Annotated in this window: 17 protein-coding genes; 10 read left to right on the forward strand and 7 right to left on the reverse strand. The window is 62.6% G+C overall.

Annotated features, from left to right (window positions below):
• Positions 1–106: 106 nt before the first annotated feature.
• Positions 107–865, reverse strand: a complete 759-nt coding sequence (locus AC1DCM_RS07905; protein ID WP_477517894.1) for a hypothetical protein — start codon at positions 863–865, stop codon at positions 107–109.
• Between the two features lie 246 nt (positions 866–1,111).
• Between AC1DCM_RS07905 and AC1DCM_RS07910 the strand changes: the two genes are divergently transcribed.
• The 4 genes from AC1DCM_RS07910 (at position 1,112) to AC1DCM_RS07925 (ending at position 7,250) form a co-directional block, all read left to right on the forward strand.
• A complete protein-coding gene (locus AC1DCM_RS07910) occupies positions 1,112–3,715 on the forward strand; it encodes a DUF7507 domain-containing protein (protein ID WP_477517895.1) in 2,604 nt (867 codons plus the stop codon).
• A gap of 144 nt (positions 3,716–3,859) precedes the next feature.
• Positions 3,860–5,341, forward strand: a complete 1,482-nt coding sequence (locus tag AC1DCM_RS07915) for a SpaH/EbpB family LPXTG-anchored major pilin (protein WP_477517896.1) — start codon at positions 3,860–3,862, stop codon at positions 5,339–5,341.
• Positions 5,342–5,519: 178 nt separating this feature from the next.
• On the forward strand, positions 5,520–6,434 hold the full coding sequence (locus tag AC1DCM_RS07920; protein WP_477517897.1) for a class C sortase: 915 nt from the start codon (positions 5,520–5,522) through the stop codon (positions 6,432–6,434).
• Between the two features lie 45 nt (positions 6,435–6,479).
• A complete protein-coding gene (locus AC1DCM_RS07925; protein ID WP_477517898.1) occupies positions 6,480–7,250 on the forward strand; it encodes an SDR family NAD(P)-dependent oxidoreductase in 771 nt (256 codons plus the stop codon).
• Here the strand turns inward: AC1DCM_RS07925 and AC1DCM_RS07930 are convergent.
• Positions 7,213–8,310 carry an FUSC family protein gene (locus AC1DCM_RS07930; protein WP_477517899.1) on the reverse strand — a complete coding sequence of 366 codons (1,098 nt, stop codon included), beginning with the start codon at positions 8,308–8,310 and terminating at the stop codon, positions 7,213–7,215. The two genes, AC1DCM_RS07925 and AC1DCM_RS07930, sit on opposite strands and share 38 nt — an antisense overlap.
• Positions 8,311–8,501: 191 nt before the next feature.
• On the opposite strand from AC1DCM_RS07930, the gene AC1DCM_RS07935 reads away from it, so the two are divergent.
• Genes AC1DCM_RS07935 through AC1DCM_RS07945 form a run of 3 tightly spaced genes read left to right on the forward strand, consistent with a single transcriptional unit; the run spans position 8,502 to position 10,514 of the window.
• Positions 8,502–9,488: an aldo/keto reductase gene (locus AC1DCM_RS07935; RefSeq protein WP_477517900.1), complete on the forward strand. Its 987-nt coding sequence runs from the start codon at positions 8,502–8,504 to the stop codon at positions 9,486–9,488.
• A 46-nt stretch (positions 9,489–9,534) separates the two neighbouring features.
• Positions 9,535–10,002: an SRPBCC family protein gene (locus AC1DCM_RS07940; protein WP_477517901.1), complete on the forward strand. Its 468-nt coding sequence runs from the start codon at positions 9,535–9,537 to the stop codon at positions 10,000–10,002.
• Positions 9,999–10,514, forward strand: a complete 516-nt coding sequence (locus tag AC1DCM_RS07945) for a GNAT family N-acetyltransferase (protein ID WP_477517902.1) — start codon at positions 9,999–10,001, stop codon at positions 10,512–10,514. Before AC1DCM_RS07940 ends, AC1DCM_RS07945 begins: the two co-directional genes overlap by 4 nt.
• On the opposite strand, the gene AC1DCM_RS07950 is transcribed toward AC1DCM_RS07945, so the two are convergent.
• Together AC1DCM_RS07950 and AC1DCM_RS07955 are read right to left on the reverse strand one after the other, a co-directional pair.
• On the reverse strand, positions 10,515–10,916 hold the full coding sequence (locus AC1DCM_RS07950; RefSeq protein WP_477517903.1) for a VOC family protein: 402 nt from the start codon (positions 10,914–10,916) through the stop codon (positions 10,515–10,517). It abuts the gene before it with no gap.
• 33 nt (positions 10,917–10,949) lie between these two features.
• Positions 10,950–11,882 carry a DMT family transporter gene (locus tag AC1DCM_RS07955; protein WP_477517904.1) on the reverse strand — a complete coding sequence of 311 codons (933 nt, stop codon included), beginning with the start codon at positions 11,880–11,882 and terminating at the stop codon, positions 10,950–10,952.
• On the opposite strand from AC1DCM_RS07955, the gene AC1DCM_RS07960 reads away from it, so the two are divergent.
• Positions 11,881–13,296, forward strand: a complete 1,416-nt coding sequence (locus AC1DCM_RS07960; RefSeq protein ID WP_477517905.1) for an aminotransferase-like domain-containing protein — start codon at positions 11,881–11,883, stop codon at positions 13,294–13,296. The two genes, AC1DCM_RS07955 and AC1DCM_RS07960, sit on opposite strands and share 2 nt — an antisense overlap.
• Positions 13,297–13,450: 154 nt before the next feature.
• On the opposite strand, the gene AC1DCM_RS07965 is transcribed toward AC1DCM_RS07960, so the two are convergent.
• Both AC1DCM_RS07965 and AC1DCM_RS07970 read right to left on the reverse strand, forming a co-directional pair.
• A complete protein-coding gene (locus AC1DCM_RS07965; RefSeq protein ID WP_477517906.1) occupies positions 13,451–15,070 on the reverse strand; it encodes an MFS transporter in 1,620 nt (539 codons plus the stop codon).
• Positions 15,071–15,300: 230 nt separating this feature from the next.
• Entirely contained in the window at positions 15,301–16,152 is an 852-nt protein-coding gene (locus tag AC1DCM_RS07970; protein ID WP_477518013.1) for a putative protein N(5)-glutamine methyltransferase, read from the reverse strand.
• A 257-nt stretch (positions 16,153–16,409) separates the two neighbouring features.
• Here AC1DCM_RS07970 and AC1DCM_RS07975 point away from each other — a divergent pair, with 257 nt between their 5' ends.
• Both AC1DCM_RS07975 and AC1DCM_RS07980 read left to right on the forward strand, forming a co-directional pair.
• Positions 16,410–16,664 (forward strand): hypothetical protein, encoded by a 255-nt coding sequence (locus tag AC1DCM_RS07975; RefSeq protein ID WP_477517907.1) that lies wholly within the window; start codon positions 16,410–16,412, stop codon positions 16,662–16,664.
• An 87-nt stretch (positions 16,665–16,751) separates the two neighbouring features.
• Positions 16,752–17,012 (forward strand): hypothetical protein, encoded by a 261-nt coding sequence (locus AC1DCM_RS07980; RefSeq protein WP_431117555.1) that lies wholly within the window; start codon positions 16,752–16,754, stop codon positions 17,010–17,012.
• Positions 17,013–17,101: 89 nt separating this feature from the next.
• On the opposite strand, the gene AC1DCM_RS07985 is transcribed toward AC1DCM_RS07980, so the two are convergent.
• Positions 17,102–19,651: an ATP-dependent DNA ligase gene (locus AC1DCM_RS07985; RefSeq protein ID WP_477517908.1), complete on the reverse strand. Its 2,550-nt coding sequence runs from the start codon at positions 19,649–19,651 to the stop codon at positions 17,102–17,104.
• Between the last annotated feature and the right edge of the window lie 33 nt (positions 19,652–19,684).

Below are 19,684 nucleotides of genomic sequence, written 5' to 3' on the forward strand. Positions count from 1 at the left end.
GACCCCAGGCAGCTGCCACGCCTATGTAGTACGAGTTGCCACTGAATCGTGTTGCGAAAATGGGCACGACTTCGCGACATTTCCTAATTCCGTGTCATTCCTTTTATCAGGCTGACCGTCTATAGCGGAGGCCTGCCATGGCCCGGTCGCACTCAGCTCGGGAGCTGGGAAGATCCAAAAATTCCACGAGCGTGCGCCGCCCAATGCCCTCGTGTAGCCGGTCAATGAGTTGCAGACAGCGAAACAACGCCTTGTAGCTCTCCCGCTTGCGGGTCATCAACGTGTGAATGCTGCCGCGATGGTAGGCGGCAGTGGCGTCCACTGCCGCTAATTCGCCTCGGCATATGTTTCCCATTTCCGCCAACATGTCCCAATTAAGCAGTTTGCCGCCCTCAGACCATCCGAGGTGCAGGGTTGCTATCGTGTGGCTTCTCCGCCCGGCGCTGCGGCCGAGCGACATTTCATGGATCAGCCTTTCGAAGTGCGCCATGGTTGCAAGCCCTGTATAGACGTCGGTGCAGGAGAACGGTTCAAGACGTTCATTTTCCATTGCCCATCCCTCGACGAGATCCCGCATGGAGCCGTCATCAGCCGGCACGCCTGCCGCTTCGAAAAAGGCACTGAAATCCTGCATGGTTTCGCGGACTCCAACGCCGTGATAAGCACGGGACGCCCCGAGATTCTTGGCAGACATTTGCAGCTCACCACCCTCCGCTTGGGTCTTCAGCATGTCCTCGACTTCAGGAACGAGCCAATCACCCGGGAATAGCCATCCGGCTTGCTCACTACGTTGTCGCCAGCGCCCACGGAGCTGTAAGGACCTGCTTTCGATTTTCAGATGAGCGCGTTGATCTTTCATGTCCAATGAGTGCCATTGAGCGCCAAGTCATGACGCAATTTCGTCCAAATACTGGACATCGTTCTCCCTTGGACATGGTTCCATCCGCGGCCAGAAAAAGTTTTCGTTTTTTGCGGCATGAACTTTTCCCACGCCGCACTCATTGACTGGAGACCAACCCTGCCGGACGCAAATGGATGGTCTCTCTTGATGTAACTGTCTTGCTCGTCGGTTGAGGGGTCGACCGGGTCACTGTTCTTTGGAAGGAACCCCTTGAAGTATCCGGTTGGGAAGATTACGGCGTTCGTTGCCGCGTTGATGATGGTCCTGGGAGGGCTTTCATTCGGGACGCTGGGCTTCGGGACACCGGCTCAGGCTTACGAGATCGCGACCGCCCCGGCGACCCTCAATGGTCCCGGTACTGTCGCCACACTTTCCATGCCTGGGTCTGGTCTGACCACCACCTATGGCCAGTCGGGTTATACCTACATGGTGGGCCGATCAACGATCGGCAGCCGTGGATATGTGGCCTCTGATTTCTCACAAAACGTAGGAACCGGGGCCCCTGCTGTTGAATTCGCCACCCACGCAGTCAATAATTGCGCGGCAACCGGCCCCTGTAGCGGCTTGGGGACCGTCACGATCGCGTTCAGCCAGCCGGTGAGGAATCCCGTGCTCAACATCGCTGGCCTCGGCGGAGAGGTCGACTTGGATGAAACTGACAACGGGAGTGTCGACCGACAATCCCAGTTGAGCGCCGTCCTTAACCTCGCAACCCCAGGCCTGACGATGACCAAGCTGTCGGGTGGCAACCTTTCGGTGGCAAACAACGCCATCACTACTAGCAACAACAATGCCGGAACGGCGTGTAATACGAGTGTGCAGACCGGCACACCCGACCCTGTCGACGCACAGGCTACGGCAGGATGTGGATCGGTCCGCATCAACGGCATCGTGACCACGTTGACTTTCAACATCAGCAGCGTCTTCATTCCAGTCAGCAGCACGATGCCCGGTTACACCGACAACGACATCACACACATCGGAGACCACAACCAGGACAACTTCGTCATTGCGATGAGCGCTCTGCAGGATTTCGGTGATGCTCCGGCCAGTTATGACCAAGGCAGTGCTGCCCGGGCTGTTCTGTCGGACGTGACTCTTGGGCCGAACGTCACTGAGGACAACGCGACGGTTGCCAACGGCACCGCCTCGCCGAATGCGGGTCTGACGGCGGCCCAGGACCTGATGGACGACGGCGTGGTGCTGGCTCCGATGGTGCAGGGTGCTACCAGCTACTCGACAACGGTGGCGATCAGCGGGGCCAGTAAAGCAGGCATGACCTGTGGGTGGATTGATTTCAACAAGGACGGGATTTTCAATAACACTGCCGAGCGCGCCTGCGCTTCCTTCTTGGCGGGTGCCACGACCGCCACACTGACCTGGACGTCGATCGCTCCCGTGACTGCGGGGACGACGTATGCGCGGTTCCGGATCGGCTACGCCACCGCCCAGGTCCAGCTCCCGATCGGACCCTCCGATTCCGGCGAAGTGGAGGATTACATCTTCACGGTCGCTCCGGCCGCTGCTCCGGCGATCACGCTGGTGAAGACGGTGAACAAGACCACGCTGGTGGCCGGTGAAACGGCCACGTACACGTTCGTGGCGAAAAACACGGGCAACGTGACGCTGACCTCGGTGGTCATCGCCGAGACGCAGTTCTCCGGAACCGGCACGATGTCGGCCCTGTCCTATGCCTGGCCTGGCCTTCCCGGGATTCTTTTGCCCGGGCAGTCCGTGACCGCGACCGCGACATATGTGGTCACGGCGCCGGATGTCACCACGGGGTTGTTGACCAACACGGCGAAGGTCACCGGGAACCCGCCCCTGGGTTTGCCCGTCACGGCGGTCGATGACGCGCAGGTCACCGCACCGGCGGCGTGGAAGATCAAAAAGACCGCCACGGTCAACGGGGTGGTTCCTGTGAACGGGTCTGTCAGCCCGGGGCAGACCATCGTGTACACGGTCACGGCCACGAGTATCAGCGGCACCATCACCGGGGTTGTGCTGAAGGACAACCTGGGGGAGGTCCTGGATGACGCGACGTTCGTGTCCGGGTCAGCGACCCTGGTGATCGGCACGGGAACACCCGTGGCGGTAGCCAATCCCGTACCGCCCTCCACCCTGCTGAGCACTGCACCGTTCACGTTGCCGGCCGGGCAGACGGCCACCTTGAAGTACAGCGTCGTGGTCAAGGCCGGGGCGTGGAACAAACAACTCGTCAACATGGTGACGGGCACGGCGACCACCACGCCACCGCAGACGTGCGCACCAGGCTCGGCAGCGCCGGGTCCTGACTGCACCACCACGCACCGCACCCCGGGCAAGGTGTTGATCGAGAAGATCGGCGAGTCCTCCGGCGGCACCTGGGTGCCGATGGCCGGCTCCACCTGGGCCGTGCACGTGGACAACAACGGCGCCCCCGGCGCCCTCCTGGCCAGCCCGGTCGTCACCGCCGTGGCCGGGCAAACCGGCCGGTTCCAACTCGAAGGAATCCAGCCCGGAACGTACTGGCTGAAGGAAACCAAGGCACCGGCCGGGTTCAACCTGCTCGCCGAACCAGTGAAGTTCACCATCGCCACCACCGGTGCCCTCACCCTCGGCCAAGGCGCAGGCGGCGGGGTTGTGACCAGCACCGACGCCGACGGGGACGGGATTTTCCTGCTCACGGTCCGGGACGTGCCGGCACTGAAGCTGCCCGAGTCCGGCGGCATCGGCTGGTGGCCCTTCACCACCGCCGGATCAGCCCTGCTGCTGGCCGCCCTGACCCTGGCCATGGCTGCCAACCGCCGCCGGAACGAGCCCACCACTACCTGACACGAGCCCACTACTAGCCCGCACGAGTCGATCACTACCTAGAAGAAGAATTCCCTGCCCTGCGTGCGTGTTTGCGGGGCCGGGCGGTACATGTCCATCTCCGAGTACCACCACTAGAAATCATCACGATGAAAGAGGAAACAAGTGAGTAATCACAACACCGGGCGGCTTTGGAAGACCGCCGCCGCTACGATCGCCGGGGCGGTGTTGGCGATGTCCTTCTCCGTGGCCCCGGCTTCGGCTGCGCCCCTGGTTGATGGGGATACGACCGGGTCGATCACGGTCCACAAGTTCGAACGCCCCTCCACCCCGACGGGCCTGCCGAACAACGGCACGTCCGTGGACACCACCGGCCTGACACCGTTGGCCGGTATCGAGTTCACGATCCAGCAGGTCAACACCATCGACCTGTCCACCAACGCCGGCTGGGACGCCGCGCACAACCTCTCGGGCGTGTTCGCCCCGGCCAACGCCGCGGCCTCGATCACCGGTGCCGGGTACAGCCTGGGCGCTGGCCAGGCGAAGACCACCGACGCTGCCGGCACCGCCGGTTTCACCGCGTTGCCGGTGGGCCTGTACCTGGTGACGGAAACGAACTACCCGGCCGGTGTGACGCCGTCGGCTCCGTTCCTGGTGTCCGTGCCGTTGACGGACCCGGATAACAAGGACAACTGGATCTACGACGTCCACGTCTACCCGAAGAACTCCGTTGCCGGGGCTGAGAAGACCGTCACGGATGCCCCTGACGTGAAGCTCGGGGACCAGATCGACTTCACGATCACCGGTGACATCCCGAACGAAGCCGTCATCGATGGCTACAAGATCGTGGACGTCCTGGACCCGAAGCTGACCTACGTCGGCGCGTCCGCGACCCTCGTTGACGGCACCCCGATCACGGCCGGCACGGATTACACCGTGAACTTCGACGCCGCGACCAACACCGTCTCGGTCATCTTCACCCCCGCCGGCCGTGTGAAACTGGCAGCACACAACACCACCCGTGTGCAGGTCATGGTGAACACCAAGGTCAACACCATCGGTGAGATCGAAAACGAAGCCCTCGTGTACCCGAACGCTGCCAGCTTCAACGTTGCACCGGGCCAGCCCGGTGGCCCGATCGTCACGCCCCCGGTCGTGACCAAGTGGGGCGAAATGACGCTGCAGAAGGTCAACGAGAACGGTGCAGCCCTTGCCGGCGCTTCCTTCTCGGTTTATACCAACCAGGCTGACGCCAAGGCCGGGACGAACCCGGTTGACCTCAACGGCCAGACGGTCTTCACCGTCGCCGCGGACGGCACGCTGACGATCTCGGGCCTGCGGTACTCGGACTGGGCCAACGGCGCCGCCGTGGCACCCGGAACCCCGGACTACCGCACGTACTACCTGGTAGAGACCACCGCCCCGGCAGGCTATGAACTGCTCGCCGAGCCGGTCTCCTTCCTGATCAACAGCACCAGCACCACGGTCGGTATCGACCTGCAAGTGAAGAACATCCCCTCCAACAGCGGCTTCCAGCTGCCGCTGACCGGTGGCGTCGGAACCGGCATTCTCTACGCAGCCGGTGCCCTCCTCGTCGTCGGCGCAGCCCTGATGTTCGTCCGCAACCGCCGCACCAGCAACAACTAACACCAACACCACCAACACTGCAGGGGCCGCTACCCGCGGCCCCCGCAGTGACCCCAAGTGGGGAAGAACGCCAACCACGCGCTCTTCCCCACTTGCATTCCCTTTTGCACTCTTCTTAACTGCTGCACTCTTCACAACTGCCCTCTTCCAACCGACTCACCCCAGCTACAGGATTTTGATGACACAGGCACCAACCCGCACCCGTCGTGGACTCCGGCATCTGACCGGACCGTGGAGCCGCCAACGGCTCCTGATCGTGCTGGTGGCGGTCATCGGCGTCGGAATCCTGCTTTATCCCACGGCCGCAGCCTGGTTCTCGGACCGGATCCATGCCACCGAGATCAGCGGCTACGTGGATTCTGTCCAGACGATGAACCCCTCCGCTAAGAAGTCCCTGCTGGACCAGGCACGCGAGTTCAATGAAGAACTGCCCTCAGGACCCCTCCGGGACCCCTACTCCTTGAATGAAGCAGGCGAGCAAACCACCATCGGTGCCGGCTCCGAGGCGTATAAAGAGATGCTGGCTGTGGGGCCTGGAGGGATGATGGGCCGCATCAGCATTCCCTCCATCCACGCGGATTTGCCCATCTTCCATGGCACTGACGAGGACACCCTCTCCAAAGGCGCCGGCCACCTCTTCGGGTCCGCGCTGCCGGTGGGCGGCAAAGGCACTCATAGTGTCTTGAGTGCCCATTCCGGATTCGTCAACGCCACCCTCTTCGACGACCTGGACAAAGTCCATGAAGGTGACATCTTCAGCATCAACGTCCTCGATGAAACTCTCTATTACAAGGTGGACCAAATCCTCACGGTACTGCCCGACCAAACCGAGGCCTTGCGCAAAGTCGAGGGCAAGGATTACCTCACGCTCATTACCTGCACACCCAAAGGCATCAACAGCCACCGACTCCTGGTTCGGGGCGAACGAACCACCGCACCCACCAGCGCTGATGGAACCCGCACCCTGCCGTCCACCACAACAGACCCCGGATTCCCTTGGTGGATCCTTGGCATCACCGGCTCGATAGCGCTGGCCATCATCGCCACCAAGCCACGCAGGCGATCCTCTGACGAAGAGCACGGGACCCTCTGACGAAAAGGCAGGGCGCCGGGAGCGTTCAGCGCATAGTCTAGGCGCATGACGACTGAACTCACCGCCCTGGTCACCGGCGCCACGGCTGGGCTCGGTGCGGAATTCGCGCGCCAGCTCGCCGAAGCCGGACACCACCTCGTCCTGGTAGCCCGCGATGAAGAACGCCTCAAGGAAAAGGCCGAGGAGTTCGAACGCGACTTCAGTATCTCGGCGGAGGTTCTGTCCGCCGACCTGACGACCGACGTCGGGGTTTCCTTGGTGGCCGCGCGACTGCGGGACGCTGCTCGACCTGTGGATGTCCTGGTCAACAACGCCGGAATCGGACTGCTGAAGTCGTTCGAGCAGAACGAGTTGGAGGACGAAAGGCGGCATCTCCGCCTCCACGTGCAGACACCCCTGGAGCTGTGCCACGCGGCGCTTGAAGTCATGCTGGCTCGTGGCAAAGGCCGGATCATCAACGTTGCGAGCGTCGCAGCCTTCGCCAACAGGGGAACCTACTCGGCGGCCAAAGCCTGGCAGGTGACGTTCAGCCGTTGGGCAAATATTGCGTATGGGAAGTCGGGCGTGCAGGTCACAGCGGTTTGCCCTGGCTTCACGCACACCGAATTCCACGACCGCATGGGCATGGATAAGTCCGTGGCGCCGCGATTCCTGTGGCTCAGCGCCGAGCGCGTGGTGCGGGAAGGGCTGGAGGACAACGCCAAGGGCAAGGCTGTTTCCATCCCGACACGGCGATACAAAGTGGTGAGCTTCTTTGCGCGTGTCCTGCCGGCGAAGCTTACTTCCGGCCCGCCGCGCCGGCCCCTGCAACCCTAGGAACCGCACCGATAGGGGCCCTGACCAGCACCGCGACCGCGATTCCAATCACCGCTCCGACGAACGTCTCAATCGCCCGCTCCATCACCAGTACGCCCGGATCCATGGGCGACGCCAGTTGGGCGATCAGCAGGACCACGGGCGTGAAGAACACCATGGCCCAGCCGTAGTGCCGCGCCATGAACAGCTCAGTGGGAAACTGGCAGAGGACCACCACAACGGCCAGGACCACGGCAGCGTGGCCGGGGAAATACTGCAGCGGCGACAACGGCGTTGGGAAAAGTACGACGGCGACTACCGCCAACCCGAGGAACGTTCCCACGATGCGGTGGATGCCTCTGTGGACGCGGCTCGGGAGGTCCGCGCCAGCCAGCGGGACGGCGGCTGCGGCCATGGCCCAATGCGGATGGCCGCTCCCACTGAGAACTCCACACACGCCGGCAGCACTGACGGCGAGGGTGTAGCGGGCAGCATGAACAAGGGCAGATTGCCGTAAGGATCCTCGGAGGACGGGGACGTCGCGGGCAGCGCCCGGCTCCCACTTTCGGTGCCGAAGCCAACCAGTGAATCCGACCAGAATCGAAAACGCTGCCGAAGCCGCACCGATCAGCACCGCCGTCAGGAACGGAACGCTGGTGGGAACCGACGCGCACGCCCCCAACGCGAGGATGCCGAAGAACGGCCCGATCGGTTTAAGGCGCACGGCATCTGCATATAAGGAACCCGCACCGGCAAAGAGCGTTGCCACCAACACGAGCCACCAGGAGTGGATGTGGTTGACGGAAAGAAATGTGCCAATGGAGAGTCCGCCAACCAGAACCAGCGCGGCCTGGGCTTGGTGTTTGAGCCGGAGTTGGTGGGTTTCATTGCGTCCGTACATTCCAGTGAGCGCGCCGAACACTGCATACATCATCAGGTCCGGACGGCCTACGAGAATCAAGACCAGCCCCGGAACTGCGACGCTGAGGGCCACCCGAACCGCCGAGAGACGGTCGTTGTTCGCCGGCCCCAGTTTGTGGAGCTCGCGGGCATGCGCCATGAATGCGGGCACGGAAAACACCACCAATCATTCAGGGCTTGTGGGCGAGCTATGTGTATCGAAAATTATCAGGAGCGGCGGGCGGGTTGCCATTTGCTCGGTCATAACCCGTAGTAAGGCACTGGCAGTACCCCTTACGTCAGTACCTCCCATATGCGTCGAGAAGGTTGTTGACTGGATCAAACGAGTTACTTGGATCAACAGGAGGCGTCATGCACACACGGACACTTGGGCAAGGTTTGAAAGTCTCCGCCATCGGTCTTGGCTGCATGGGTATGTCCCAAAGCTACGGCCCCAACCCGGGGGACCGGGCGGCGATGATCAAGGTGCTTCGTGAAGCAGTGGAGATCGGAATCAACTTCTTTGACACTGCCGAGGTCTACGGGCCATTCGTCAACGAGGAACTCGTCGGCGAGGCACTTGCTCCTATCAAGGACCAGGTGGTCATTGCCACGAAATTCGGCTGGCGCATCGAAGACGGCAAGTCCGTTGGTTTGGATAGCTCTCCTAAACGGATCAAACGGGTGGCGGACGAGTCGCTCCGCAGGCTTGGCGTGGAGGCCCTGGACCTTTTTTATCAGCACCGCGTTGATCCAAACGTGCCTATTGAGGACGTCGCGGGAGCTGTGGGCGAGCTGGTCCAGGAGGGCAAAGTACGCCACTTCGGCCTGTCCGAAGCCTCCGCTGCCACTATTCGTGCAGCGCACGCAGTCTTTCCCGTGACCGCTGTCCAGAGTGAGTATTCGGTGTGGACACGGGATCCGGAACCTGAGGTGCTGCCAACGCTCGCGGAACTCGGCATTGGTTTTGTCCCGTTCAGCCCGCTCGGCAAGGGATTCCTCACGGGCACCGTGGATCCGTCCACCCAATTTTCGCCGGGTGACGTCCGCGGCACTATCCCTCGATTCACCGCAGAAAACCGCGCGGCCAACCAGGCCCTGGTGGATCATGTGGCCGAACTTGCGGCCTCGAAAGGTGCCTCACCCGGTCAGATCGCGCTGGCTTGGCTTCTCGCGCAGCAACCATGGATTGTCCCGATCCCGGGCACACGACGTCGGGAACGGCTCGAAGAGAATGCTGCCGCAACCAGTGTTCCGCTCTCCGCTGATGAAGTTGCCGATCTGGATGCCATGGCCAGCCGGATCGGGGTGCAGGGCAACCGCTACAACGATCAGCATATGGGCCTCGTGGGAAGGTAGCAGCAACACTGGGGCGCTGCCCGGCAGAGTCTGGGAAGATCAAGGTATGCCCGTAGCTTTCGTCTGCCGAACCCGCTCCGCCGTGTCACCGCAGGAGCTGTTCGACCTGTCCCGAAACATCGACGCCCACGTGGGTTCGATGACCAAGAGCAGGGAAAAAGCCATAGACGGCGTCACCTCAGGTCTGATTTCTGAAGGCGAGCAGGTCACCTGGCAGGCGTGGCACCTCGGAGTCCGTTTCCGCATGACCAGCCGCATCACGCGCATGGAGGCACCGGCGTCGTTCACTGACGAGCAGGTGCGCGGCCCTTTCAAGTACCTCCGCCACACGCATGAGTTCCGGCAGGACGGCAGCGGGACGCTGATGGTGGACACTGTGGAGTTCGCTGCCCCGTTCGGGCCGCTGGGCCGCCTGCTGGAGAAGCTGGTTTTGGCCAGATACCTGCAGGACTTGATCGAAACCCGCAACGGGTTCCTCGTTGGACAGGCACCTCCCGCGCTGGATAAACGGTGATCCGGCTAGCTCGAACAGACGATCTGCCGCGTTTGCAGGACATCGAACGGGCAGCCGGGGAAGCCTTCCGGGGCCTGGGCATGGATCAGATCGCGGACGACGACCCCTTCTCCCTGGACGAGATGAATGTCTACGTGGCTGCCGGGCGCGCCTGGGTGTGGGTGGATCCGTTGGACTACCCCTTGGCGTACTTGTTGACGGACATTGTTGATGGCAACGCGCACGTGGAACAGGTAAGCGTGCACCCGGATCAAGCGCACCAAGGACTCGGCCGCGAGCTGCTGCATGCTGCACGAGTCTGGGCCAGGGGGCATGGCATGCAGCGCCAGACGCTGAGCACGTTTCGCGACGTACCGTGGAACGCGCCGTACTACCGGCGCCTGGGGTTCCAAACGCTCGACGCCGGCAGCTGGGGTCCGGAGCTGGCCAAGCTCATGGAGCACGAAGCTGAGTTGGGGCTGACGCGTTGGCCTCGGGTCGCCATGTGGCGTCCCGTGGTTCCGCCGAGGTAGCTACTCAGCCACCAACTCAACTTCGTAGCTGTCAGTGTTGATCAAATACGCGGCGTAGTGGTCCGGACCGCCGGCGTGCGGGTACTTCGACTCGAACATCTCGTACCAACCGGCGTCGGCACCGAGTGCGCGAATCCGGTCCACATTTTCCCGGGTGCCAGCATGGAAGGCCACATGGTTGAGCCCGGGATCGGTTCGCCGGTGGGCGGTTCCAGTGATGGCATCGGTACCTTCCACCACCACGTACGTGCCGTTGAGCTTCCAACTGCACCCCGTGGGCCAGTCCTGGAAAGGCTTGTAACCAAGCTCGCCCAGTAGCCAGCCCCACTCCTCCTGGGCTCGTTCAAGGTGCGGCACCCAGATCTCAAGGTGATGGATCGAACCCACAGTTGTGTCAGGCATGGGCCGAGTCTACGAGATCAGGGCGCGGCAGCGTCAGGGATTCGACGGCGGGTTGAGCCTGACGCGGACAGCGGCACCTGCGCACAGGATCACGGCGAGTCCGCCAACCGCGGTAGTCCACGTCATCGATTCTCCCAAGAGCAGGCTTGCCCACGCGATGGTCATGACCGGTTGGACCAGTTGGATCTGGCTGACTTGCGCCATGGGGCCGATCGCCAGGCCGTGGTACCAGGCGAAGAATCCGAGGAACATGCTCACAACGCCCAGGTAAGCGAAGGACAACCACTGGACCGGTGTAGCCGAGGGCGCTCCCGAACCCAGTGAAAGCAGCGTCAGCAGCAGCATGACGGGGGAAGCAACCACCAGCGCCCACGAGATCGTCTGCCAGGGGCCGAGTTCCCGTGCCAGGAGCCCTCCTTCTGCGTAGCCTATGGCTGCCGCAACCACGGCGCCGAGTAGCAGCAGGTCAGCCCAGTGAAGCGAACCGAAGCCGCCTGACTGAACCAACGCGAAAACCAGCGCGGCAATAACTCCTATGGCAGTCAGGACCCAGAACAGGAGCCGCGGACGTTCACGGCCCCGGATCACCGCTACCGTTGCCGTGGCTGCAGGCAGTAGCGCGATGACGATGGCTCCGTGGCTTGCGGTGGTGGACGTCAGCGCGAACGTTGTCAGTAAGGGGAAGCCCGCAACGATGCCACCGGCCACCACAGTCAGTCGAACCCATTGGATGCCCTGCGGGAAACGTTGGCGGGTCAGGCCCAAGGCCAGTGCTGCAAGAATGGCCGCAACCACGGCCCTGCCTGCGCCGATGAACAGGGGAGATAACCCTTCAACGGCCACTCGGGTGAAGGGAACCGTGAACGAGAATGCGACTACGCCAAGTAGGCCCCACCAGACGCCCGTCGACGTCCGGCTGGATACCACTGGCCGCGAAAGTGTAGTAGCGCTACTATTGTGAGTCATGAATAACGATAGCAGTTCCCGGATTGTCTCGCGAGTAAAGGAATGGATCGCAGGGGCCGCTCCGGGGGCGAAACTGCCATCCACCCGTCAACTCGTGGCGGAGTACCAGGCAAGCCCGGTGACGGTGCAGAAGGCGTTGAGGACCCTGACTGCCCAAGGCTTGATAGAAAGCCGCCCCGGCGTTGGCACTTTCGTCCGGGCTTACCGCACTGCCAGGCCGTCCGATTACGGCTGGCAGACTGCTGCGCTCCGAGCAGCCCAAACGCCGCGCCTCCTGAATTCTGGCGCTATGCGCAGCGCTTCCAACGACGTCATCGCCTTCCACTCCGGCTATCCGGACCGCGAACTTCTGCCTGAGCGGCTCGTCCGGGCCGCACTTACCAGGGCTGCCCGCGGCGACGCCGCCCTGTCGCGGCCGCCAGCCCAGGGCCTTCCCGAACTGCAATCCTGGTTCGCGCACGAGCTGAGCACCTCGACGCCGGTTGGCGTCACGCCGCCCCAGCCGAGCGACGTCGTCGTACTTCCCGGGAGCCAGAGCGGACTCAGCTCGATTTTTCGCGGCCTGGTGGGGCATGGGCGGCCACTGCTGGTGGAGTCGCCCAGCTACTGGGGTGCGCTGTTGGCCGCTGGCCAGGCCGGTGTTCACGTTATTCCGGTGCCGTCCGGTCCTGACGGGCCTGATCCTGAGGAGCTGGCGAGGGCTTTCGAGGAATCCGGCGCCCGGATGTTCTACGCGCAGCCCAACTTTGCCAATCCCACGGGTGCTCAATGGTCTCCCGAACGGTGCGAGGAGGTCCTCCGGATTGTCCGCCAGCACGGAGCGTTCCTTGTGGAGGACGACTGGGCCCACGATTTCGGTATCACCGCGCAGTCCGTCCCGCTCGCCGCCAAGGACGATTCCGGCCACGTGGTCTACATCCGCTCGCTGACCAAGAGCGTCTCGCCGTCCATCCGCGTGGCAGCGATTACCGCCCGCGGTCCCGCGCGGGAACGGATCATGGGTGCGCAGGCTGCCGAGTCGATGTACGTCAGCGGCCTGCTTCAAGCTGCAGCGCTCGACGTCGTCACTCAGCCTGGTTGGCAAACGCACCTTCGCGGCCTGGGCCATCAGCTGCAGTCGCGCCGCGACCTGTTGGTCACCAGCCTCCGCGAGCACGTTCCGCAGGCGCACCTCAGCCACTTGCCCAAGGGCGGCTTGAACCTGTGGCTACGGATGCCGGACGGGTTCGACGTCGATCAGCTCACCAAGGATTGCGAAGCGGCCGGAGTCCTCATCGCCGCTGGAACGGAGTGGTTCCCTGCCGAACCTGAAGGCCCCTACATCAGGCTCAACTATGCGGGCCCCAATCCGGGCGGATTCCCCGAGGGCGCGCGGATTATCGGCGAGGCGGTCAAAGGTTTGCTGCCGGGTTAGGCGAGTGACGTCGCTCGGGTGGGTGCCGCCGTCGAGCCTTAACAGCCGTAGCCACCAATCCCAAGGAGAGCGCCTTGGTATTGGTGGCTACGGTGGGCGGCGGGTTGCCGCGAACTATCTGAATCGCTGTGCAGAAGTTGCAGGCACGTGATCCCTAGGCTGGGGTCAGGTCCTTGTCACGCCGGCCGAACACTTCATCATCAATGGGCTGGCCGTCAAACGGCATTTCGTCCAGGTTGATGAGCGGGTTGCTGTCCTGCGTGGCAACGAGCTCGCGGGCCTCGGCGGCAGTGTCCACACTGGGCATGGAACCGGGCAGGGGACGCTGGGCGGATTCACGCAGGAAGTAGATGGCGATCGCACCCACGATCGACGTTGCCATCAGGTAGTAGGCCGGCATCATGTCATCGCCGGTGCCTTCAATGAGGCCCTGCACAATGAACGGAGTGGTTCCTCCGAAGATAGCTACCGAGAAGTTGTAGGCGATGCCCATTCCGCCGTAGCGGCTGGACGTCGGGAACAGTGCCGGGAGGGCCGAGGCCAGATTGGCAATGTAGAACGTCACAGGGAAGGCGATGAGGGCAAGGCCGGCCAGAGTGGACCAGATATCGCCGATGCCGATCAGCATGAAGGCAGGGACCGAGAACACGATGGTGCTGCCTGCGCCGATCCACAAGACGGGACGGCGGCCGATACGGTCGGACAACTTACCGGTGAGCGGGATGCACACGGCCATGATTACCAGGACCGGGATGGTCAGCAGGGTGCCATGAACGGGGTCGTAGCCCTTTGAATCCGTAAGGTACGTCGGCATGTAGGATGTCAACGCGTAGCCCACAGTGTTGGCTGCGGCGGCGAGGATCATGGCCAGCACGATCTGGCGCCAGTAGGCCTTGATGATGCCAACCGGGCCCTTGGCGACGTTGGCATCCTGTGCCGCGGCGTCCTTGGCGATAGCTTCCTGGGCGTCCAGGGTTGCCTGGAACTGCGGGGATTCCTCGATCTTGCTACGGAAGTACACGGCGATGAGGCCAAGAGGACCGGCGATCAGGAACGGAAGCCTCCAGCCCCATTCCTCCATGGCTGCCTGTCCGAGCGTGAGCTGCAGGACCGAAACCAGTGCGGCGCCGAGGGCGAAACCGATGTAGCTGCCCATATCCAGGAAGCTGGCGAAGAAGCCGCGGCGCTTGTCCGGGGCATATTCGCTCACGAAGGTTGTTGCACCGGCGTACTCACCACCGGTGGAGAAGCCCTGGACGAGCTTGAGGATCACCAGCAGCGCGGCGGCCCAGATGCCGATCTGCGCGTAGCCGGGCAAAAGCCCGACGGCGAACGTGCTTGCCGCCATCAGCATCAGTGTTGCTGCGAGCACCTTCTGGCGGCCCACCTTGTCGCCGAGCCAACCGAAGACGACGCCGCCAAGAGGGCGCGCGATAAAGGTTGCGGCGAAGGTGCCGAGAAGGAAGAGTGTCTGGACGGACTTGTCCGCTTCCGGGAGGAAGACGGGGCCCATGGTGGTGATGAGGTAGCCGAACACGCCGACGTCGTACCATTCCATGGTGTTGCCGACGATCGTGCCGCCGAGTGCTTTCTTCAGCATCGGCTGATCCACAACATTGACGTCGGATTCTTTCAACCGGCGCTTGGTGCGGAGCTTCGTTTTCTTGGGGTTCTTTACAGTGTTGGCAGCGGCCGTTGTAGCGGCCGAAACCAGGTTTCCAGTGGCGTTCCTTGCGCCTGGCGGAGAGACGGTGTTGCTTTGGTCTATGGGCATTTGGGCTTCTCCTAGGGAGGTCATTTGCTTGCGACTTCTGGCTGCCCCGCTCCGGGCAGGTGTTCAATTTTACGCGGTTTGCCCCTCAAACCCCAGTTGAGATCCGATTTATAGGGTGTTTCACGGGGCAATTTGCCTAGTCGTCTTACATCTTTTTGCCCGGCCTTGCCCTGCAATGGCGCGGAATGGGCACGGTTTTTGCCCTGCCGAGCACGTTGTTACCAAATTGTTTAGCTGAGCCCATGAAACGGGGCGTTTTGGGGGTCAAAAGCTGACTGATCCCGGGCCTCTTCTTGCCGTCCTGTCTGGACGATACCCAGCACGATGGTTGCGTCCAGATCGTCGTCTGTCACCACCTGTGCACGCAGCCCGGACTGTTTCATGATCCTGGCGGTTTCGGGCGCTTGGTCTTCCGAAGTTTCAATCAAGAGGCAACCGCCCGGCGACAACCACTCAGCCGCGTTCTCTGCAACCCGGCGCTGGACATCCAAGCCATCAGTACCGCCGTCGAGCGCCACCATCGGTTCATGCAAGCGCGCCTCAGGCGGCATCATGCCGATGGAACCCGTAGGCACGTACGGAGCATTCGCGAGTATCACATCCACGCGTCCCCGAAGTTCAAGGGGGAGGGCGTCGTATAGATCGCCCTCGAAAACTCGCCCGCCACGGGGCTCCACGTTCTTGCGCGCGCAGCTCACCGCGGCCGGATCAATGTCAGCGGCGTACAGCTCGCAGCTCCCCAGAAGATCGCTGAGTGCCGCACCGATCGCCCCCGAGCCACAGCAAAGATCGACGACGACGGCACCCGGCCGTGCGATTTTCGCCGCCTGGCGCACCAGGAACTCCGTGCGACGCCGTGGAACGAAGACGCCGGGTTCAACAACCATCCGGCTCCCGCAGAAATCCACCCACCCGAGGATGTGTTCCAAGGGCACTCCTTTAACGCGCTGATCCACCATGTAGTCCAAATGGTCTGGACTGCTGGCGGCATCAATGAGGAGTTGCGCTTCGTCCTCCGCGAAAACGCATCCGGCATCGCGGAGGGTAGTGGCGACGGACATTCTCCAGGTCACGGGTGCCATGCTAGCCGAGGGGTTCACAAAAGCGGCGATTCTTGGTTAGGGTATGACGCATGGGAACACTGATTTTTGAGTAGACCGGCCTCCGCCTTAGCGGCCCTCCGCCCTTAATGGCACAGCCGAGTTTCACCTGACAAAAATCCACGCCTGTTGAGGCCCTGCCTCCATGCCGTTCCCGTTGTCGACGCTATTTTTCTCGAACCGCAACGCCATGGTTTTGGTGCTTCTTCAGGACTCACACCACTGAGGAGTCCACTTTTATGACTGCCAATCCTTCCGAAAACAACACCCCGGAGCCCGCTGCCTCGGGAAATGACGACGCTGCGTCGGGAAGTAAGGAATCCGCCCCTGCCTCGGGCGGCATCAAGTCCAAACTGACCGATGCCCAGAAAGCGATGCTCGCCAGCAAGTCCGGCGGCGGCGCTCCCGCTGGCTGGCAAAGCACGGGCAAGGGCCATAAGCCCACGTCCGCCAGCGGCAAGCAGGCCAAGACGGAGAAGAAGGTCCGCTGGTGATTCCTGGGCACAGGTAAGTCCTGCAGACAACCATCTTCGGCGCGCCTAGTATTGAAATTCCTTCGTTCCATAGGGAAAGGAAGAACCATGACTGCAAAGAATCCAGCCGAAAATATCGATCCTGAGGTTGCCAGCCACTTGGTGGAGGCCATGGACATGGCTCCCATGCCTGAACCGGCAACCATTGATGTATCTCTGGGTTTGGACCAGGAACAGCACTGGCCCGACGGTAGCGGCAAACGCCGGCACCCGAAGGACCAGGACCAAGCGCACGGACGAATGGGCCAGGGCGCAGCCGTGACGGCGATCCACCGGACCAGCCGCCCGCAGATGCCGCACTCGTCCTAGTCGCTGCCACCCGAGCCGACCCACGTAGGCAGCCCAACTGACTAGCACTTGTGGTTGTTATGAGCGCTGAGAACAACCACTAATGCCAGTCAGTTGGGCTGGGTTACGTCTTTCGGTGACTTGTCCGGACGCCACCCACGCCACACCGGATGCCGTAGCCTGCCTGGGCCCGTCCATTCTCCGAACGTCACTTCTGCTACCAGTTCAGGCTTGACCCACTGGGCACCTGCTGCGTCCTCGCGGGGGATATCGGCGAACGGGGAATCAGCCACGAGCCGGGGCTCCAGTTTCTCCATGACATCCCTCAGCTGCCACTCCTTGAACCCGGTGCCCACCCGGCCCACGTAGTGCAGCTTCTCGCCTTGGGGAATGCCCAACACTAACGAGCCGAAGCTCCCACTCCGGGCACCAGCGCCAGGACGCCAGCCGCCCACGACCACTTCCTGACTCTGCTCCAGCTTGAGTTTGATCCACGAGCGGCTCCGCCGGCCGATCACGTAACGGCTATCTGCTTTCTTCGCCATCACTCCTTCCAAGCCGAGCTCACCCGCGCTTGTCATGAGGTCGTCGACGTCGTGGTCTAAGACAGCTGAAAGGTGAAGCGGGCAGCCAGCGCGCAAGGGCCCGGCAAACGCCTCAAGCCTCTCGTGGCGCTCACGGAAAGGCAGCCCGCTCAGGTCCGTGCCGCCGTCGTACAGAAGATCGAACAGCATCAGCTGCACCGGGACGGAAGCCCGTGCCCGCTGGATGTCTGCGGACTTCACTAGGTTCATCCGTAGCTGCAGCCGGCCGAAGTCCGGCCGTGAGCCCTTGCCAAGCGCCACGATTTCACCGTCAGCCACGAAATCGCCGTCGGGCCAGCACGAGCGGTCTGTCAGTTCGGGGTAGGTGGCGGTGAGATCGTTGCCGTTGCGGCTCATCAGACGAATTCTGCCATCAGTGCCGGTTCCAGTACCGGTGATGATCGCCCGGATTCCGTCCCACTTCAGTTCGTACAGCCAGTCGTCGCCACGAAGGTCGTCCACGGTGCCGGACGTGGCAAGCATGGGAGTGTAGTTCGGCATTGGCTGGGGAGCAGGAGTTTGAACGGGTGCCGGCTTAGATGCCCCGGCCCTGGCAGGCCGCCTGCCACCTGGCTGCTCCTTCATCAAGTGGATCAGCCAACGGTCACCGGTATTGATCAGTGCTAAACGCTTGGTCCCGTGCAGTCCACCTCCTGGCTGGCCCGTCAGCGTTGCGATCACTTCCTTGCCGTCCCGCCATTTCTCGCACGTGTACTCGCCACGGTCCCAAATGGTCATGGTCCCAGCGCCGTACTCACCTTTGGGAATGACGCCGGCGAAGTCCGCATATTCCATCGGATGGTCTTCCGTATGCACGGCAAGGTTGTTCCGGTCGGGTGTTTCCGGGACACCACGCGGCAAAGCCCAGGACGCAAGGACGCCGTTATGTTCCAGACGCAGATCCAGATGATAGCGCCGGGCATGGTGTTCCTGGATGACGAAGATGCCGCCGGGCGGGGCAGGGTCGCCCGGCTTGGGCTGGTCGGATGAGGAGCCTCCGGGCGCCGCCGAGGCAACAGCAGCCGACGACGCCGGGAACGGCTCAGGGGTTTTGCCCGGATCGCGCATCCCAACATATTTCGCGAGACGGTTCTCTACAGTCACCACGCGCTCGCGGGAACCTGAACCGCTGCCGGTTCCGGCGCCGTCGTCGTCATCCGAATACTCTCCATGCGGCGGAAGGTGCCGTGAGGAGATGGGCGCGAAGTGGTCCTTGCCGGTCTTGACCCGCTTCATCACGGCTGTGTAATCAAGATGGTCCAGGGTGCTGGAGGAGAGCTCCCGCCACGTGCGCGGCGCCGCGACGGTAGGGTGGGCTTTCCCCCGGAGCGAGTAGGGCACGATCGTGGTCTTGTTGCCGCTGTTCTGGCTCCAGTCCACCAACACTTTGCCGTGGCGGAGAGACTTCTTCATGTCGCTGACCACCAGCTCGGGGTGGTCGGACTCAAGGGCACGTGCCAGCTCATGGGCGAAAGCCGATACCTGCTCGGACTTCAGCGTTCCCTCCAGCCCGGTGTAGAGGTGGATGCCCTTGCTGCCGCTGGTCACCGGCACCGGATCCATGCCCATGTCCTGCAGGATGGAGCGGGCAAGTTTGGCCACCTCAACGCACTCAGGCAGGCCTGCGCCGGGACCAGGGTCGAGGTCCAGGACGAAGCGGTCAGGCCGGAGCGGATTCCCTTCAGCGTCCACCTGCCATTGGGGTACGTGAATCTCAAGAGACGCGATCTGTGCCATCCACGTGAGTGTGGCGAGGTTGTTGACCATGGGGTAGACGTTGGTGTGGTCCGAGTGCTGGATGGCGGTGCGGGGGATCCACTTGGGTGCGGAGTCTTCAAGGTTCTTTTGGAAGAACACCTGTCCCGGGTTCTCGGCGGTGCCCACGCCGTTGACCCAGCGCTTGCGGGTGACGGGCCTGTTGGCGGCGGCAGGAATGAGGAACGGCGCGACGGCGGCGTAGTATTCCAGGACTTCGGCCTTGGTGGTCCCGGTCTCGGGGTAGATGATCTTGCCCAGGTTGGTGAGGGTCAGCTCGTGGCCTTCCACGTTCACCCGCTCCTGTTGCTTGCCTGCCACCTCTTCTCCTCTGCTGTCTTGTGCTGTTGACTG

This window comes from Paenarthrobacter sp. 10N417 (assembly GCF_056394745.1).

What these genes read in the sequence shown, in the direction of transcription:
- AC1DCM_RS07920 (WP_477517897.1), top strand. Translation starts at nt 5,520, where the DNA reads ATGACACAGGCACCAACCCGCACCCGTCGTGGACTCCGGCATCTGACC.
- AC1DCM_RS07925 (WP_477517898.1), top strand. Translation starts at nt 6,480, where the DNA reads ATGACGACTGAACTCACCGCCCTGGTCACCGGCGCCACGGCTGGGCTC.
- AC1DCM_RS07935 (WP_477517900.1), top strand. Translation starts at nt 8,502, where the DNA reads ATGCACACACGGACACTTGGGCAAGGTTTGAAAGTCTCCGCCATCGGT.
- AC1DCM_RS07940 (WP_477517901.1), top strand. Translation starts at nt 9,535, where the DNA reads ATGCCCGTAGCTTTCGTCTGCCGAACCCGCTCCGCCGTGTCACCGCAG.
- AC1DCM_RS07950 (WP_477517903.1), bottom strand. Translation starts at nt 10,916, where the DNA reads ATGCCTGACACAACTGTGGGTTCGATCCATCACCTTGAGATCTGGGTG.
- AC1DCM_RS07960 (WP_477517905.1), top strand. Translation starts at nt 11,881, where the DNA reads ATGAATAACGATAGCAGTTCCCGGATTGTCTCGCGAGTAAAGGAATGG.
- AC1DCM_RS07955 (WP_477517904.1), bottom strand. Translation starts at nt 11,882, where the DNA reads ATGACTCACAATAGTAGCGCTACTACACTTTCGCGGCCAGTGGTATCC.
- AC1DCM_RS07965 (WP_477517906.1), bottom strand. Translation starts at nt 15,070, where the DNA reads ATGCCCATAGACCAAAGCAACACCGTCTCTCCGCCAGGCGCAAGGAAC.
- AC1DCM_RS07970 (WP_477518013.1), bottom strand. Translation starts at nt 16,152, where the DNA reads ATGGCACCCGTGACCTGGAGAATGTCCGTCGCCACTACCCTCCGCGAT.
- AC1DCM_RS07975 (WP_477517907.1), top strand. Translation starts at nt 16,410, where the DNA reads ATGACTGCCAATCCTTCCGAAAACAACACCCCGGAGCCCGCTGCCTCG.
- AC1DCM_RS07980 (WP_431117555.1), top strand. Translation starts at nt 16,752, where the DNA reads ATGACTGCAAAGAATCCAGCCGAAAATATCGATCCTGAGGTTGCCAGC.